Consider the following 15528-nt stretch of genomic DNA (forward strand, 5'->3'; position numbering starts at 1 on the left):
CGTCGCAACTGCTTCGTAATCAATTAGTCTTGCTTAACCCACCACTCATGCGGGCTGTTTGTTCCGGATAGATCCATTTCCACACCTTGGAGACGTTTGCTTGTAGCCATAACTTCTTCAAGTTCAGAAATTGGGATCATTGGAACATGTTCGTTGATGTTTTGCTGCCATTCAACATAAAGTTCTTTACGCTTATCCTGGTCAGTGCCAACAACATCCATATCAAGTGCATCTTCCATCAGCTGGTCGTTTTTCTCATTTACCCAGCGTGGGAAGTTCCACAGAGCATCTGAATGCCAAAGTGCTGTCGGATCTGGATCTGCACCTGTAGACCAGCCGCCGAAGAAGACTTCCATACCTTCGTCTGCTTCTTCAAGCAAGTCGTAATACAGACCAGAGTCTGTCATTTCAAGCTTTGTCTTAAGACCTACATCTTCCCAAAACTGCGTGATCGATTTTGCACGTGTTTCAAACGTTGGGTTGTTTGTTGCATAGTGACTGAACTTCACGACAAATTCTTCACCGTCTGGATCTTCACGCCAGCCGTCGTCGTTCGTGTCAACATAGCCTGCATCATCAAGCATTTCTTTAGCTAGTTCTGGGTCATACTCGAAATGGTTTTCGAGGTCAGAATCATCTGCTGCAATCCAGTGTGCAGATGGTACTGGACGGTTGATTGGTGAACCAAGTCCAAAGAAGAACTCGTCGTTCCAAGCTTGACGGTCAATAGCGTGTGCCATAGCTGTACGCAATTCTTCATTCTGATACTTCTCAAAGTCCATTGTAGCTGTTTCGCCGTCATAGCTTCCGAGACGGAAACCAATGTAGTAATAGCTTACGCCAGGTGCTTTGAGTACTTCAACATTATCCAAAGCATCAATTTCTTCATAGTTGCTTGGGTGGAAAGAAGTCATGTCAAGATCTTCGTTTTTCAGTTCACCGATTACGAGACTTGGATCAATAACTTTCAAAACAACACCGTCGAGATGTGGCTTACCTTGCCAGTAGTCTTCAAACGCTTCAAACTGAACGGATTCGCCGGGAACAATCTTGGTAACTTTGAATGGACCTGTACCTACAGGGTTTTCACGAACCTGTGGTGAAGAAGACATATCTGCAACTTCAACACCTTCAAATTCTTTTTCAGACATTGGGTATGTCCAAAGGTTTTCCAAGTTGTTTACGCGTGGCTGATCAAACGTAATTTCAATTTCATAGTCACTCACAACATTTATACCGGAAATGCTATCTGCTTCTCCATCACGGAAGGCCTTAGCACCTTCAATTGTTTGAACGTTTGCCCAACGTGGACCATCATAGTCAGGGTGTGAAATGGTTTCAAGTGCAAACACCCAGTCATTAACAGTCAGTTCTTCACCGTTGTGCCATTTAACGCCTTCTTGGAATGTAAATGTATAATGCTGATTGTCATCAGTTTCCCAGTCAGCAATATGTGGCTGAGGTTTTAATTCATCATCATATGTGATTAAACCGTCATCGAAAAAGTCAATAACCTCGGCGTCAGTAGCTGTGCCGTAGAAGTTAATGTTGTAGATACCATCTGGTTCAGTGTCAAGTGCGTACACCATTGTGCCGCCTTCCTGAGGTCCGGATGCTTCTTCACCGCCATTGTCATTTCCACCGTTGTCTGAACCGCCATCATTTCCACCGCTATTGCCGCCTGTATCATCTGAGTCTGAACAAGCTGCAAGCATCAGTGTCAAAGAAAACATTAATACTAATAAAACCAATAGCTTTTTCTTCAACAAAATTTCCCCCTTAATTGTTATAAATTTATTCCTCATCATACAGTAAACATGCGACTTCGTGGTTCGGCCTCACCTCCTTTAATTGAGGCACGATTTCCTTACACTTCGGCATCGCGACCGGACACCTTGTGTGGAAGACGCACCCTGAAGGCGGATTTTCCGGACTTGGAACATCACCTTTTAAGATAACCCGCTCTTTCTTCTTAGTCGGATCCGGCTCAGGAATCGCAGAGGTTAGAGCCTGTGTATAGGGGTGGAGCGGTTCTCTGTATACTGCTTCGTTAGAACCAACTTCCACCAAATGCCCTAAGTACATAACGCCAATTCTGTCACTCACATGTTTTACAACGCTCAAATCGTGTGCAATGAATAAATATGTCAGATTGAATTCTTCCTGCAAATCCTGAAGCAAATTCAGTACCTGTGATTGAATAGATACGTCCAAGGCACTTACAGGTTCATCTGCAATAATGAGTTTCGGATTAACGGCGAGTGCTCGGGCGATACCGATCCGCTGACGCTGACCACCTGAGAACTCATGTGGGTATTTATAATAATCCGTATCTCTGAGTCCCACACGTACCAATAATTCTTTTATTTCTTCTTTAAGTTGTTTGCTAGATTTGTTGGTGAAGTTACGAAGTGGTTCATCGACGATGTGGCCGACCATCATTTTCGTATTCAAGGATGCATATGGATCCTGGAACACCATCTGGAAATTCTGTCTGAATTTTCGCAGGCGCGTTCCACGCAACCTTGTGATGTCTTCGCCTTCAAATAGAATTTCACCATCAGTTGGGCTGGTCAGACGCAGAATTGTTCTGCCGGTTGTTGACTTGCCACAGCCCGATTCACCTACAAGCCCGAATGTTTCACCTTTTTTCAAGGTCAGCGAAACATTGTCAACTGCCTTAACATCTCCTACTTTTCGCTTGAAGAAACCAGCTGTTACAGGGAAATATTTTTTTAAATTCTTCACTTCAAGCAAAACATCTGAATCTGTTTTTGCCTGATTGCTTGATTGTTCCATTACTGTCTGTTCACTCATCGTACGGCTGCCTCCTTGTGCTCTGGATGATCCTCTGGATAGCTTTCTTTGTTGAGAAGGCATCTTGCAAAGTGTCCGTCTGCAACTTCAGCGAGTTGTGGTGTTACTTTTTTACAATCACCAAACGCCATCGGGCAACGATCGGCAAATCGGCATCCAACCTGTGGCATATTTTCTATAGAAGGCACGATGCCGCCAATTGTGTTCAGCCTGTCTTGTTTTTGATCCATTTTCGGGATACTCGCGAGCAGTGATTCAGTGTATGGGTGTTTCGGATTAGCAAATAATTCCGTCACTTCAGCGTCTTCGACAACTTCCCCGGCATACATGACGACGACTTTGTCTGCTACCTCTGCCACAACACCGAGATCATGCGTGATAAGCATAATAGCCATATTTGAGTTTTCCTGAATTTGATTCAATAAATCTAGAATCTGTGCTTGCACTGTTACATCAAGTGCAGTCGTTGGTTCATCCGCTATCAGCAGTTTAGGATGCAGCGCAATTGCCATGGCGATCATGACACGCTGTCTCATTCCGCCTGAAAGCTGATGCGGGTATTCATCTATAATTGCTTCCGGACGTGAGATTCCAACTTCTTTCATCAACTCTATGGATCTCTCACGCGCTTCTTTTTTATTCATTTTGGTATGATTAAACAAAACTTCCTGCAGTTGATAACCAATCGTAAACACTGGGTTTAAAGCTGTCATTGGCTCTTGGAAGATCATGGCGATGTCTTTTCCGCGCACTTTGTTCATTTGCTTATCTGTTTTTTGGATGAGGTTTTCCCCTTCAAACAGAATTTCTCCACCATCGATCTTTGAAATTAATTCCGGAAGCAGCTGCATAATTGACAGAGACATAACACTCTTACCACACCCTGATTCGCCTACAACGCAGACAACCTCTTTCGGTTTGACTTCGAAGCTGACATCTGACACGGCGTGATGCAGTTCACCCTCTATGTAGAAACCTGTCTTTAGATTTTTAACCTGGAGCAGATCTTTCTCTTGTTGTGACAACTGCTCTTCCCCCTTCGAGAATTAAAATATTCTAACATATCAAGTAAAAAAATAAACAATTTATGTTCATTGCTATTTGATAATATTCAAACAAATTTGTATTTGATAGTTTAAATTATATAATATACTGAGCTGTAACACAAGGCTTTTTTGTAACTTATTTGCAATAATTGAGTTAAAAGGCTGGATATATTTGGCCTATTTAGTCATAAAACCTTATATTCCGATATACCCAGCCATCTTCTTTAATGCTTATCTCGCTTTCGATAATATTCTGCATTATACTATATTCTATTGATATTGCAACTTTGTTTTTTTACAGGACATAGGAACCATTGTTTTGTTCTATTCAGATCCCAATAACCCGCCAAAGAAATCGCCAATAGAGTTAAACAAATCGCTGAAAAAGTTACCGACCTTCTCCCAAAAGCCTGCGTCCAGACCCAGTTCATCCATTTTATCTTTTACCGTATTGGCAATATCCTGAAGCTGCTCCTTAACCTGGTCAAAATCGATGTTCAGATTCCTCATTTTCTCAAACAAGTCGATCAACATCTGTTTGTCGGCGTCCGACAGGGAAATGTCCAGTTTCTTCAATTGCTCATTGACAATCTGTTCTACATCTTCTTTTGTGGCCGGCTTATTTTCCGAGATGGCTTGTTTAATTTCTGTCAGCAACTGGCTGACTTCTTCTTGACTAAGGTTGCTATCGTTAACAAGATCCGTCGCCACGCCCAACTCTTCATTAGCGAGCTCCATGCGTTCTTTATCAAGTTGTGCGCCTTCCGCGTCATAGGCTTTATATATGCCTGTAAGAGCAGAATGACCGGTAACTTTCACCGGAGATGCTACGGCAACTGTTGCATTCTCGACACCTGCCGTAAGTAAAGCATTGGCATACATATCTGATGTTACTTGGGTGATCTTATCTGGTGTCACAACGTTAATATCGATCCCGTGTCCCTTTTCTTCCCAGACAATTTTAACGGAAGAATACATATTCGCAGCAGGGTTGCCCCGATATACTTGGCCAAATCTTCCCCTGTAGCACTGTGTTCTTCAACCTTTTGATCGTCCGGCACTTCAAGCAGTTTTTTCGTTTCATTAATCTGGGCATCGCTCAAATTACCGCCATACACCACAATCGGTACCCCGCGCTTTTCATCTATGACTTTATCATCCGCCTGGACAGGTAAGGCTGCCATTAATATAAGCAGCACCGTCATTAGTCCGAACACACTTTTGCTGAATAGCTTTTGCATAGCCACCATTCCTTTCAAATAGGTAAGTCTCTTACCATCATATGCTTTGGTTTGGACAATCATTAAGCTGGCTTTCATATATTATAGCGTATTTGGACAAGATATCCATAATTGCTTTTGGTGACCACTATATACCATACGCCACTATGCAAGCAAAATCCTTTATTCCAGGGAAAAAATACGTTATATTTAGGGTAACGAAGTATTTTTCGAAAGAAGGGTCTGCAATCGACGATTCTAATAATATGATTAAACGTAATTTGGCAATCATGTGGTTTGCCAACTTTTTTATTGCCGGAAGCATGACAATGGTCCTCCCGTTTATCTCTTTGTATATCCAGGAATTTGGCGATTTCTCAGACGCTTATGTGCAAAGTTGGTCAGGGTGGATTTTTGGAATTACTTTTGTATCGGCATTTATTTTTTCACCGATATGGGGACGTTTCGGTGATCGGTTTGGACGTAAAAAGATATTAATGATCTCGGCTGTCGGCCTTGGAATCTCCATTATGCTTATGGGCTTTGCAACTTCCGTAATGCAGCTGTTTATCCTCCGGTTGATTATGGGCGTGTTTACTGGGTTTATCCCGACATCACAAGCGTTTATTTCGACACAAACACCGAAACACATTGCTGGCAGAGTTCTAGGGACTCTTCAAACAGGAAGTATTACTGGAACACTCATGGGCCCGATGCTTGGTGGTGTTTTAGCAGATCTATTCTCATACAGTGACACCTTCAAGTGGACATCTTTCACAGTATTTCTCTCTGCTGCCATTGTGACGATTGGGATTAGAGAACTGAAGAAAACGCCTGAGGATGATGAAGTATCTAAAGTCTATTCAAGTAAAGAGGTCATCAAGCATATTACAGGACACCCCGTCCTCTTAATTGTGATGATCGTCTCTGTTCTGGTACAAGTGGCGCATTTCAGTGTTCAGCCGATTTTATCATTATATGTTGCTGAACTGCACGGACCTGAGAGTATCGCCTTTTTCTCAGGAATTGCCTTTTCAGCTGCGGGTCTCGGCAACCTTTTGATGACCCGGAAGTGGGGTAAACTTGGAGATAAGGTTGGATACATCAAAATCCTGATCATTCTATTGTTTATGGCCGGTATTGTGTACTTTCCCGGGGGCTTTGTCACCTCAATTTGGCAGCTCGTCATACTGCGCTTTTTGCTCGGTGTATCTATTGGTGGAATTATTCCTGTCAGGGTCGCTTATATCCGGCAGGAAGCACCGCTTGCCATGCAAGGTGAAGTGCTTGGTTACAATACGAGTCTCCGTTTTCTCGGGAACGTTATTGGCCCGGCTCTTGGGGGAATGCTTTCCGGGTTCTTCGGAATTTCGTCTGTCTTCTTCGTAACCAGCGCATTACTCATTCTTGCCGGCATCATCATGCTTCACGCTTGGTACAAACACGAATACGCCGGACACAAATCAATGTCAAAAGTGCGAACCTAGTCTTTTAACAAAAGACTAGGACGAAAGAAATTCAACCATAGAAAACCCGAACAACTCCATTTCACAATGGATCATTGCTCGGGTTTTTATGATTTAGCGGAGGGAAAACACGGAGACTCCTCTGGGATGCAAAGCTTCGGTGAGACCCACAGCGCGCAGCGCCCACGGAAAGCGCAGTGTTTTCCCGGAGCGGTATCACAGACGCTCGTTTAGATCAGCCGAGATATGCTACGACGTCCATTTCAACGAGGACGTTTTTCGGCAGGCGGCTGACTTCTACTGTAGCACGTGCCGGATATGGTTTTTGCAAATAGCTTCCATAAATCTCATTCACCACTGCAAAGTCATCCATCGAATCAAGATAGATGGTGAATTTAACCACTTTAGAAAAATCAGCACCAGCCTCTTCTAAAATAGATTTTAAATGACTGAGAACTTTGTTCGTCTGATTTTCAATTCCTTCGACAACATCTCCCGTATTTTCATCAAGTGGGATTTGGCCCGAAACATAGAGAAAGTCACCTGCTTTGATCGCCTGTGAATATGGTCCGATGGCTGCAGGGGCTTTATCTGAGTGTACTTGTTTAAGCATCTCTGGTCCTCCTTAAAGAATGTGTTTTTGGAATGCCGTTTCTATCATATCAAAATTCATTCACAAAAACTTATCATATGTTTATACTTTTGAATCATTTTTCAGAAAAGACGTGCATCATTTCTAAATTTGTGTATAATTGTTACAAGGACATTTTTTTAACATAATGTCAATTGTAATATTAGTAGCCAAATTCACTTGACAATTTTATGAAAATTCCCTATCGTGTCATTAACACCTCTGTAAAATAGAGTGTCCTTTATTATAAATTGGATAAATACCTGTAGCTAAGTACAGGTTTTTATATATAGAGAGAGCTTCACCACATCATATAAATTTTAATAGGAGGCAAAAAAACTATGAGGGTAAAAGTTGCTGTGTTTGGGAGGAAGGAGATTATAGACAAACTTGCTCAACATGAAACAGACCGCAAGTCTGAACTGTTTCCATTTGTCTATGAAGATGCAGCTGAAGTCTATGACCTTGTGGAAAAGGCTGTTATGTGCGACGTCTATCTATTTACAAGCCCCTTGTCCTACCTGTACGCAAAAGACAAGATTGACAAAAAGCGGCTGCCAGCAGTCTATGTGCCAATAGACGAGTACATGATACTTAACGCGTTTTATGAATTGAAGACACAAAATGATGATACCTTGCCCCGCATGTCCATTGACATTGATGACCGTAAGTATGTTGATGCGGTTGTCGCTGAACAACAGTTGGACAAGAGTGGATTTCATGTGTACAGCTATGGAAACGACCGGTCGATCGATATTGATCAAATCGTGTTCTTCCATAAAAATTTATGGGAGTCCGACCATGTCGATCTCGTACTGACTTCAAGTAATATCGTGGAAGAGAAGCTAAAACAAGCGAACGTCCCGGTTGAACGCATCCAGATTCCAATGGTGAATTTGCTGAATCGCATTGAAGAAGCGAAATCCATTGCACTTGTGAATCAAAACACAAGTTCACAAATGGTATCTGGGTATGTCCGTTTAAAACACGGTGACGGAAATGAAAATGAGAATATGGATAAAATTAAAGACATCCTTGACGAGTTCGGTGATGTGACGAGTTCTGCTGTCGTTCAATCTGGAGATGCATATGTTATTTTTGGCACGAAAAAGCTGCTTGAATATATCACCAATAATTATCGCCATTTCCCGCTCCAAAAAGAATTGAAAGAACGGGTGTCTGGCGAAGTCGACATCGGTTTTGGCTTCGGATTATATGCCAACCAAGCTGAACATTACGCCAGATTAGCACTCAAATCCTGTAGCAAGGAAGAAACGGGAAGTTGCTTTATCGTTAATGAGCGCGGTGAAACAATTGGTCCAGTCGGTGTCGAGAAAAAATTTGACACTGGCAAGCTCTATCAGGCTCTTATCCATAAAGCCCGCTTAAACAATGAGTTATCATACAATTTCCTGGACTTTATCGCCAACCGAAACAATGAGCCATTCTCATCCCAGGATCTCGCCACTTACTACGGCGTTACAAAGCGCAGTGCTGAACGGACGCTGGGCAAACTGATAAACGGCGAAGTCATTAAGGCGGTAGGTGAAGAGAAACCTTACCTCCGCGGCCGCCCAAGAAAACTTTTTCAAATCAATCAGTAATTATACACAAAGCGGCATCTGGTGTTAAATACAACAGATGCCGCTTTGTGGTGCTGGAATATACATTTATTGATCGGGTTTCTGGTGTCCGCCTGATTCACGCAAGATATTCATGGCCTTAGCATAGTCCGATTCATCAACACTGGCCGTCAACAGTTGTGTCATCGGGCCGTCCTGATCGGGTCTCGCTTCAGCCATTCCAGGGAATTCAGCTGGGTCAGCTGTACCGGCGACACCAGGTGTCATACCGCTGACTGGAATCGGGAAGAAAGTCAACGTTTTGGCGTCCTCACCCATCTCTTCCACCTGTATATCAGCTGTTCTAAGTGTTTCCAGACGGGCACGAGCACTTTCTGCATCATCTTCAGTTCTAAAGTAGGCATGAATTTGTTGGTCCATAAGGAATACCCTCCTCATTTCAAATGATCTTTATTGGAGTATTCCCACATTCTTGTCATTCTAATCCTTGCGTAAGCCATATTAAATGCTCAGCAATTCCCGGACATCATCCTCGGACAAGCTTGAGAGCATCGTTTCGCCGGGTTGGATGACCTGATCGATCAACTCCCGCTTTTTCTGCTGCAATTCATATATTTTCTCTTCAATCGTGCCTTCGGAAATGAGTCGGATCACTTGGACGACATTTTTTTGTCCGAAACGGTGCGCTCTGCCAGCAGCTTGGTCTTCCACAGCCGGGTTCCACCATAAATCATACAGAATGACTGTATCAGCTCCAGTCAGGTTCAGACCTGTGCCCCCCGCTTTCAAGGAGATTAGGAAAACATCCTTTTCACCGTCGTTGAAACGATTGCTCATCTCCACGCGTGCTTCGGAGTTGGTACCTCCATGCAGATAGAAGTAATCAATGTCGCGTGTATCCAGTGCTTTCATAATGATCTCATGCATGCTGGTAAATTGGGAAAAGATCAACATTCGCCGACCGCTGGCTTTGGCGTTCTCCACCGTTTCAAGCAATTGCTCCAGTTTACCGGAATGGCCGGTGTAGTTCTCCATGAACAAAGCTGGATGACAGCAAATCTGTCTCAAACGCGTCAAGCCAGCTAGTATTTTCATGCGGTTCTGATTGAATCCGCCTTGTTGGAGTGAAGCGGCGGTTTCGGATTGCAGCTTCCGTAAATAACCGACGTACAGATTGCGCTGTTCGTCCGTCAATTCTGAGTGATGGACTGTCTCAATTTTCTCCGGCAATTCTGTCAGGACATCCCTTTTCAGACGGCGTAAGATAAATGGCCGCGTCAAAGCAGCGACCTTTTCATGTGAAAGTTGACGAAACGCACGTTGATTGGGCATCAACCCTGGTAAAATCACTTGGAAAATCGCCCATAATTCATCTATTGAATTTTCAATCGGGGTTCCTGTCAGAGCAAAACGACGTCCAGCTTTAATTTGCCGGATCGCACGAGATGTTTTCGTTGCATAGTTTTTGATATACTGGGCCTCATCCAGAATCATCGTTTGAAACGTCTGCTCTTGATACAGTTCAAAGTCCTGCCGCAGAGTCCCGTAAGAAACAATCCATACATCTGCGTCCTTGCGATCAGTCAGTTTCTGAAGCCGTTCCTGGGGAGTACCGGTCATAATCGCCACCTCAAGGTCTGGGGCAAATTTGTCACATTCATTCTTCCAGTTATAAACAACTGAAGAAGGCACAACAATGAGATGCGGATGTTCTTTCGGCTCCGACAGCAGATAGGCGATCGTCTGCAATGTCTTACCAAGACCCATGTCATCAGCAAGAATCCCGCCCAGATGATAATGGCTCAGCGACTTGAACCACTGATATCCAGTAATTTGATAGTTCCGCAACGTTGCATTGAGATTGTCCGGCAGGTCATAGACCTGCTCTTCAGGTGCTTTAAGCTGATGGAGCAATTTCTGAAAAGAGGGATCATAGCTCTTTTTCGTATCAATAAGCTCGTCAACCTGGGTGCTCCGGTAAACAGGCATCTCTACACGTCCGTCTTGAATATCTCCTTTATCAATGTTCAAATCGGCAAACAGCTGGCCGACCGATTCGAATTCATTGGTTTCTAAGGACAACAAGCCGCCATTCTTCATCCGGTAATACCGCTTCTTCTCGATGACAGCATCCAAAATGTTTGTTACTTCATCTTGATCGATACCGCTCAAATCGAAGCCAATTTCCAACAGGTTTGTGGCCGCGTCAACACTGACTCTTGTTGTTGGGGACGGGGCATTGTCGACAATGAGATTCTGGACAGCTGTGGTCAAATAGAGCTCTACATGCTCATCCAGTACAGGCAGGATCTCATACAAAAAGACATACAAATCATCTTCATCAAGCTGAATGTATAAGTGCCGTCCATTATAACGGAAATTGGCGTATTCAATCAGCTGCATGATTTTTTGTTCCTGTTCAACATCCCGAACGATCATAACGTCACGTTCGGCATCATCTTGAAAAGGATGGATCAGATGGTGTCCGTAATGGTATTCCAAGTTGCCTGTAATGGCAGCTTCCTCAAGATCAAGAAACAGTTTTGCTTTAAGCGGTTTTTGCACAATACCCCGCGCCACATCGTCACTGATACCCACGCTGCCCAGCTTCTTTAACGAAGGCAGAACTTCAGAGACGAAAGCATCAGCCTGTTCTGCGGGAACCGGCAACTCACCGCTGATCTGGCCCAGGTCATAAAGGGAATCCAAGAGCGCAAGTTGTTGGTTGTCAGGTCTATGGAAAGTCCCATTATAAAACAACAATTTATAGTCACTGAAATATTCCATTTCCTTAAACCGGCCAACATCAAGCACGAGATCGTCTTCAGCATTCTTTTGCAAAGCAAACTGAAGTGGCAAATCGCCTGTCACCATAGAGATATCTTCATACGACCCTTCGTTAGTCTCTAATTTGACATCCCGTTCTGACAGCAGACTCAAAAGCTCATGGACCACAAGTGGCGGTATCGTGAGACGGCGTTTAGAACTCGACCATGTATCCAGATAATAGGGGATGTCCCCTCTGTACAGTTCCTCATTTTGAATAATGGCATTGAGAATTTGAAAAATGGCCCGGTCCTGCTCGAGAAAATAATGCTCTTCCGAGGAATAGGCAAATGTTTTCGTGAATGTGTAGCTTGCTGGTTCCTGCAAAATATGTTCTAAAAAATCACCGATATTTTTAACGACATACAAACGGGCAGCACCAGCTTTCATTTCCAACTGCAGCCTATCATTATGGTCTTGTTTCAGGATATATTCCACGTGCATCGGCACACGCTCACCCTTAAAATCAAGATTTCCTCGGGAGGCTTCATTGGTTCTTGATACAGCTTCCATGAACCTGTTCGTCATTTTATATTTAAGAACAGAAGGGTCTTGAAAATCGTCGTTGGCAATGCTCAGAAGCGCTGCCACCACATGCTTACAGGAATCATATGTTGCATAGGCGGGGCATTCACACCGAGTCTTTAGAATTCCATTTCCCAAGTCCGATGTATCGATTTCAACAAAGTAATCTTCAGTTCCGCTGACAATAGCCGTCCATAGTTCGAAATTGCGGTCATATTTGAGATCACTGACAAGGTTACGCCGGTAATAGTCAAAGCCGCGGCGAAACGTCTGATCCGGAAAAAGGCGCTGGATATTCAAATTACTAATGGCATTCATGCTCTCGCTCCTGTCTTCCCTTTAAATTTACGCTCGAATTTGTTCAATCCCATATTATACATGACTTTTACTCAAGTTAAAAGCACTCCATCAAGTACTCGGTGTGTTCTTTCGGGCTCTGAGTAACAAGTAAATATACAGCATCATCGAAAAGAGCACCGAACCTGCTGCTGTTGCATAGATCACCGCATAGTCAAACATAAAGGCAATTTGCCCAAATATAAGAGCGCCTAACCCAACCCCGAGGTCAAAGAATGAGAAAAACGTGGCATTCGCCATGCCTTTACGATTGCCTGGCGCTTCGTCAACCGCCCATGCTTGCAGGGCAGGCTGTACAGCACCAAATCCGAGCCCGTAGATGCCCGCGGCCAATAGCATAACACCCATATTTGGCAGCCATGATAAAAGGATCATGGCAATAAAAATGAGAACCGTGCCGGGGAGAAAAACAGCAATATGGCCACGCCGGTCATAGATTTTTCCTGCGAACAAGCGGGAAACCATGAGGAACAACGCGTACACCAGGAAATACCCTTCAATGCCTGGGATGTCTTTTTTAGCAGCATATAAAGGTAAAAATGATGCAATTCCACCAAACGTGAACGTAATGAAAAACAGCAGAATAGACGGCTGCAATGCTGTTTTCTCAAAAATATCAAATTTAACAGTAACTGCTTTGTTCGGTGACTGTTCTACCTTTTTATAACGAATGAGTGATGCAAGCAAAAAGGCTGTCAAACCAAGGGCAGCTGTTATCAAAAACAAAGCCTTGAACGAGATAATGCCTGCAAGGGTCAGTCCCAGTGCTGGTCCGAATGCCAGTGCAAGGTTACCGGATAAACCAAAGTAACCCATCCCCTCTCCGCGCCGTTTTGGAGGAATAAGGTCTGTTGCAATGGTCCCTGTTGCAGTTGACGCAAGGCCAAACCCGATTCCCTGAGCCATGCGCATCATGATTAGGAAGGCAATCGTTGTAATAAACGCGAACGTTCCGAGTGAAACTGTAAAGACAGCAATCCCTACCATATAAACAAACTGACGGCCTTTTGATTCCAGAGCATGTCCGGCATAGGGCCGGAAAATCAGTGCAGTAAACGTGAAACTGCCCACGATCACCCCGATCATCTGATCACTTCCGCCCAGTTCTTTCACAAACAGCGGCAATGTCGGCAGTGTCATTTGGAAGCCGAGAAAAATAAAAAAATTAGCCAGACAAATGAGCACGAAATCTCGTGACCAAATTTTATCTGGACTTGATTGTGTCTGTTGAGTTGTGTTGACGTCCATGGTTTGTCCCTTCTTTCGTGTATAGAAATATATTATACAGGACAACGAAGGCAAAATAAACAAAGACTTGTTTCCGGTTCATTATTCAAGAGATTGACGATAACGCGCATACATTTTTTCAGTGCATCTGACCCAATGTCCTGGTTTAATTTCCATTAAGGACGCCGCTGCGTCTTCTGCTTCCCACGCTGATTCATCATAATGCATACGCTCTCGATAACGTTCCAGGCGCGGATCTGGTGTGAGCACCGCTGACAACAGCGATTGTGTATAGGGGTGAAAAGCATGATTGTACAGTTCATCGCTATCAGCCATTTCAACAAGCCGGCCATTTTTCATAACACCAATCCTGTCGCTTAAATATCTGACCATAGCCAGGTCATGAGCGATAAACAAATATGTCAGTCCGAATTCTGTTTGTAGTTCTTTAAGCAAATTAATCACTTGAGCTTGAATCGATACATCAAGTGCACTGACAGGTTCGTCAGCAACTACCAGTTTAGGCTGGAGTGCCAAAGCACGTGCAATGCCTATCCGTTGCCGCTGCCCGCCTGAGAATTCATGCGGATAACGGTGTTGACACTCCCACAGCTAAAGCAGTGGGATTCTCGAGTGCTAAGACGTTCGCAGTCCCTTTTGGTTTTGAACTAGCCTCAAGTTAAGGGGGCTGCCATGGCCCCGTCCAACTGCGTTATGAATTGTACCGCAATTGGCGGTATACCTGTTACCGGTACACAAGTTATATAACTTGTTTATGTTTGGAGATGCCTGACAGGGCTTTTGCGATATTGATGCTTGCATTTAAATCCGCGTGGTTTTTATAGCTGCACTTTTTACATTTGAACCTCAAACCATTGCGGTTTTGCTTGTCACAATTTCCGCATTTACATGTTTGCGATGTATAATTTGGCACGACATATTCAACCGTGATGCCTGCCATTTCTGCTTTATACTGAATGAATGTCTGAAGCTGATGGAAACTCCAATTGTTTAGGTTTCTGCCTGCTTCTTTTTTTGATTTAGCCATGCGAATACCTGTCAAATCTTCCATTCTGATCAGTCCAACACCGTTGGACCTGGCAAACCGTATGATTCGACGGGATATGGTATGATTCATTTCTCTCATCCAAAGGGACTCTTTATCTTTTGATTTTTTGATAGCTTGAAGTTTTTTCAGCTTGCCCAGCTTGCGTCTTCTTGAAGAAAATCTTCTTCTTTTGAAGGCTATTTGATTGCCTTTAAAAAATAAACTTTTCGTGCCGACACTGCATGTGGCGATGTTTTTCAACCCAAGGTCAATACCCAATACCTTCTCATTGTTCGTTTTTTCTACGGCATAGGAAATGGCAATTGTCACAAACCAGCGGCCTCTCTTTTTAAAAAGGTCAACCGTACCTTGTTTGGCTTCACCGTTTAAAATCTTATCGAGCCATTTTTGCTGAAACGGTCGGACGACCAAAGGCACGCCGATGCGTTTTTCAAGTGTCGGGAAGCTGATTTTATAAAGGCTGTCATATTCTATTTTGGCGTTTTGGTTATTGAAAGCACACCAGAGTCGTTTATATTTTTTCACTTTTTGGTGTCTCTTTTGACTTTTTACATCCCGAATCGTTTGATTAACAACTGCTGAGGGCAGTTGTTTGTTGGATGAGAACAGCTTGAAAACTTTGGATGTCGCTTTGTTTAGATCGTCATAAGTTAAAAGCCAATTAGCGAAATCCGTGTTTGTTTGTGTCATTGTTTGATACACATTTTGTTTTTCTATTGTCGGCTTTAGCAATTCTACTTTCAGAGAAATTGTTGGCACCA

General features: G+C 43.5%; 10 protein-coding genes and 2 pseudogenes. 2 read left to right on the plus strand and 10 right to left on the minus strand.

Annotated elements, in window-relative coordinates; genetic code table 11:
- Positions 1–23: 23 nt before the first annotated feature.
- The 4 genes and pseudogenes from opp4A to JNUCC1_RS05980 form a co-directional block, all read right to left on the minus strand.
- Complete coding sequence (gene opp4A, locus JNUCC1_RS05965) at positions 24–1766, minus strand: oligopeptide ABC transporter substrate-binding protein (protein ID WP_231747004.1); 1743 nt, start codon at positions 1764–1766, stop codon at positions 24–26.
- A gap of 28 nt (positions 1767–1794) precedes the next feature.
- Positions 1795–2817: an ABC transporter ATP-binding protein gene (locus JNUCC1_RS05970; protein WP_442915419.1), complete on the minus strand. Its 1023-nt coding sequence runs from the start codon at positions 2815–2817 to the stop codon at positions 1795–1797.
- Positions 2814–3842 carry an ABC transporter ATP-binding protein gene (locus JNUCC1_RS05975; RefSeq protein ID WP_156644555.1) on the minus strand — a complete coding sequence of 343 codons (1029 nt, stop codon included), beginning with the start codon at positions 3840–3842 and terminating at the stop codon, positions 2814–2816. The genes JNUCC1_RS05970 and JNUCC1_RS05975 overlap by 4 nt, the downstream gene beginning before the upstream one ends.
- Before the next feature lie 345 nt (positions 3843–4187).
- Positions 4188–5104: pseudogene (locus JNUCC1_RS05980) on the minus strand (DUF1002 domain-containing protein).
- A gap of 245 nt (positions 5105–5349) precedes the next feature.
- Between JNUCC1_RS05980 and JNUCC1_RS05985 the strand changes: the two are divergent.
- Positions 5350–6570, plus strand: a complete 1221-nt coding sequence (locus JNUCC1_RS05985) for an MFS transporter (RefSeq protein ID WP_156644556.1) — start codon at positions 5350–5352, stop codon at positions 6568–6570.
- A 214-nt stretch (positions 6571–6784) separates the two neighbouring features.
- On the opposite strand, the gene JNUCC1_RS05990 is transcribed toward JNUCC1_RS05985, so the two are convergent.
- Positions 6785–7162 carry a RidA family protein gene (locus JNUCC1_RS05990; RefSeq protein WP_156644557.1) on the minus strand — a complete coding sequence of 126 codons (378 nt, stop codon included), beginning with the start codon at positions 7160–7162 and terminating at the stop codon, positions 6785–6787.
- Positions 7163–7521: 359 nt separating this feature from the next.
- On the opposite strand from JNUCC1_RS05990, the gene JNUCC1_RS05995 reads away from it, so the two are divergent.
- A complete protein-coding gene (locus JNUCC1_RS05995; protein WP_156644558.1) occupies positions 7522–8784 on the plus strand; it encodes a hypothetical protein in 1263 nt (420 codons plus the stop codon).
- Between the two features lie 66 nt (positions 8785–8850).
- On the opposite strand, the gene JNUCC1_RS06000 is transcribed toward JNUCC1_RS05995, so the two are convergent.
- From JNUCC1_RS06000 to JNUCC1_RS06020, 5 genes and pseudogenes are all read right to left on the minus strand, one after another.
- Entirely contained in the window at positions 8851–9183 is a 333-nt protein-coding gene (locus JNUCC1_RS06000) for a hypothetical protein (RefSeq protein ID WP_156644559.1), read from the minus strand.
- 81 nt (positions 9184–9264) lie between these two features.
- A complete protein-coding gene (locus JNUCC1_RS06005; protein WP_156644560.1) occupies positions 9265–12432 on the minus strand; it encodes a DEAD/DEAH box helicase in 3168 nt (1055 codons plus the stop codon).
- A gap of 90 nt (positions 12433–12522) precedes the next feature.
- The gene (locus JNUCC1_RS06010; RefSeq protein WP_156644561.1) at positions 12523–13719 is read right to left on the minus strand and encodes an MFS transporter; all 1197 of its coding nucleotides are present in this window, start codon (positions 13717–13719) and stop codon (positions 12523–12525) included.
- Positions 13720–13800: 81 nt separating this feature from the next.
- Positions 13801–14304, minus strand: a pseudogene (locus tag JNUCC1_RS06015) (ATP-binding cassette domain-containing protein); the annotation flags it as partial.
- 154 nt (positions 14305–14458) lie between these two features.
- The gene (locus JNUCC1_RS06020) at positions 14459–15526 is read right to left on the minus strand and encodes an RNA-guided endonuclease InsQ/TnpB family protein (protein WP_331713723.1); all 1068 of its coding nucleotides are present in this window, start codon (positions 15524–15526) and stop codon (positions 14459–14461) included.
- Positions 15527–15528 lie beyond the last annotated feature (2 nt).

The organism is Lentibacillus sp. JNUCC-1, assembly GCF_009741735.1.
Lineage (GTDB): Bacteria > Bacillota > Bacilli > Bacillales > Amphibacillaceae > Lentibacillus_B.

What these genes read in the sequence shown, in the direction of transcription:
- JNUCC1_RS05970 (WP_442915419.1), bottom strand. Translation starts at nt 2,817, where the DNA reads ATGAGTGAACAGACAGTAATGGAACAATCAAGCAATCAGGCAAAAACA.
- JNUCC1_RS05985 (WP_156644556.1), top strand. Translation starts at nt 5,350, where the DNA reads ATGATTAAACGTAATTTGGCAATCATGTGGTTTGCCAACTTTTTTATT.
- JNUCC1_RS05990 (WP_156644557.1), bottom strand. Translation starts at nt 7,162, where the DNA reads ATGCTTAAACAAGTACACTCAGATAAAGCCCCTGCAGCCATCGGACCA.
- JNUCC1_RS05995 (WP_156644558.1), top strand. Translation starts at nt 7,522, where the DNA reads ATGAGGGTAAAAGTTGCTGTGTTTGGGAGGAAGGAGATTATAGACAAA.
- JNUCC1_RS06000 (WP_156644559.1), bottom strand. Translation starts at nt 9,183, where the DNA reads ATGGACCAACAAATTCATGCCTACTTTAGAACTGAAGATGATGCAGAA.
- JNUCC1_RS06005 (WP_156644560.1), bottom strand. Translation starts at nt 12,432, where the DNA reads ATGAATGCCATTAGTAATTTGAATATCCAGCGCCTTTTTCCGGATCAG.
- JNUCC1_RS06010 (WP_156644561.1), bottom strand. Translation starts at nt 13,719, where the DNA reads ATGGACGTCAACACAACTCAACAGACACAATCAAGTCCAGATAAAATT.